The 2,109-nt window shown below is 48.8% G+C and carries 1 rRNA gene; it reads left to right on the plus strand.

Annotated elements, in window-relative coordinates:
• Positions 1 to 392 precede the first annotated feature (392 nt).
• Positions 393 to 1,902, plus strand: a 16S ribosomal RNA gene (locus J5G60_RS18085).
• Positions 1,903 to 2,109 lie beyond the last annotated feature (207 nt).

The following is a 2,109-nucleotide window of genomic DNA, read 5'->3' on the forward strand; positions in this document are numbered from 1 at the left end:
GATGATCCTTGAAAATTGAACAGAATAAATATAGGGAAACTTATATGAGAATAAACCAGCAATTCTTTTGAGCTGCGACAGCAGCAAAGAAAGTAATTTCGTAAGTAATATGCTTGAAATTGACAGTAACGAGTACAGCAAGGAAAAGGCCGAATGAGGAGCAGAGTTTACTTAGGTAAATGAGCACCGGAATGAAGCATTTGACGAAGCTGGACGAAGTTAATGGCAATTTCCAACAAAGGCAGTAAGTCTAAAATTGTTAGTGACGAGCAAGACAAGGAAAAATGCGAAGGAGGAACAGAGTTTACTTGAGTAAATGAGTACCGCAGTGAGTATTTTGACGCAGTATTGCGAAGTTAATAACAATTTTCAACAGAGTCAAAGACAACTTTTAAATTAAGAGTTTGATCCTGGCTCAGGACGAACGCTGGCGGCGTGCCTAACACATGCAAGTCGGGCGAAGAAGCTCCTTCGGGAGAATCTTAGCGGCGGACGGGTGAGTAACACGTGGGTAACCTGCCTCAAAGAGGGGGATAGCCTCCCGAAAGGGAGATTAATACCGCATGACAAATATAATCCGCATGGATTATATTTTAAAGGAGAAATCCGCTTTGAGATGGACCCGCGGCGCATTAGCTAGTTGGCAGGGTAACGGCCTACCAAGGCGACGATGCGTAGCCGACCTGAGAGGGTGAACGGCCACATTGGAACTGAGAGACGGTCCAGACTCCTACGGGAGGCAGCAGTGGGGAATATTGCACAATGGGCGGAAGCCTGATGCAGCAACGCCGCGTGAGTGAAGAAGGTTTTCGGATTGTAAAGCTCTGTCATCTGGGACGATAATGACGGTACCAGATGAGGAAGCCACGGCTAACTACGTGCCAGCAGCCGCGGTAATACGTAGGTGGCAAGCGTTGTCCGGAATTACTGGGCGTAAAGGGTGCGCAGGCGGACATTTAAGTGAGATGTGAAATACCCGGGCTTAACCCGGGCAGTGCATTTCAAACTGGGTGTCTGGAGTGCAGGAGAGGAGAACGGAATTCCTAGTGTAGCGGTGAAATGCGTAGAGATTAGGAAGAACACCAGTGGCGAAGGCGGTTCTCTGGACTGTAACTGACGCTGAGGCACGAAAGCGTGGGTAGCAAACAGGATTAGATACCCTGGTAGTCCACGCCGTAAACGATGAGTACTAGGTGTAGGAGGTATCGACCCCTTCTGTGCCGCAGTAAACACAATAAGTACTCCGCCTGGGAAGTACGATCGCAAGATTAAAACTCAAAGGAATTGACGGGGGCCCGCACAAGCAGCGGAGCATGTGGTTTAATTCGAAGCAACGCGAAGAACCTTACCTGGACTTGACATCCCCTGCATATCTCAGAGATGAGAGAAGCCCTTCGGGGCAGGGAGACAGGTGGTGCATGGTTGTCGTCAGCTCGTGTCGTGAGATGTTAGGTTAAGTCCTGCAACGAGCGCAACCCCTGTTGTTAGTTGCTAACAGTAAGATGAGCACTCTAACGAGACTGCCGCGGTTAACGCGGAGGAAGGTGGGGATGACGTCAAATCATCATGCCCCTTATGTCCAGGGCAACACACGTGCTACAATGGGCAGAACAGAGAGAAGCAAGGCCGCGAGGTGGAGCGAACCTCAAAAACTGTTCCCAGTTCGGATTGCAGGCTGAAACCCGCCTGCATGAAGCTGGAGTTGCTAGTAATCGCGAATCAGCATGTCGCGGTGAATACGTTCCCGGGCCTTGTACACACCGCCCGTCACACCATGAGAGCCGGCAACACCCGAAGTCCGTAGTCTAACGAAAGAGGACGCGGCCGAAGGTGGGGTTGGTGATTGGGGTGAAGTCGTAACAAGGTAGCCGTAGGAGAACCTGCGGCTGGATCACCTCCTTTCTAGGGAGTCGAAAGGGAGCCTGAGAAAGGCTTTCTTAAAAGGTTTGTCTTATGTAAGTATCCGTTTATTCTGTTTAATTTTGAAGGATCAGAAGTCAGTTGACAATCAAGAATTGACAGTTGAATTCTTCACCCAATTGTGCAGTGTGAATTAAACACTGCAGATTGAAAGAAATTTGTTCTTTGAAAATTGCACAGTAAATATAA

The organism is Clostridium sp. HV4-5-A1G (assembly GCF_900184915.1).
Lineage (GTDB): Bacteria > Bacillota > Clostridia > Clostridiales > Clostridiaceae > Clostridium_B > Clostridium_B aromativorans.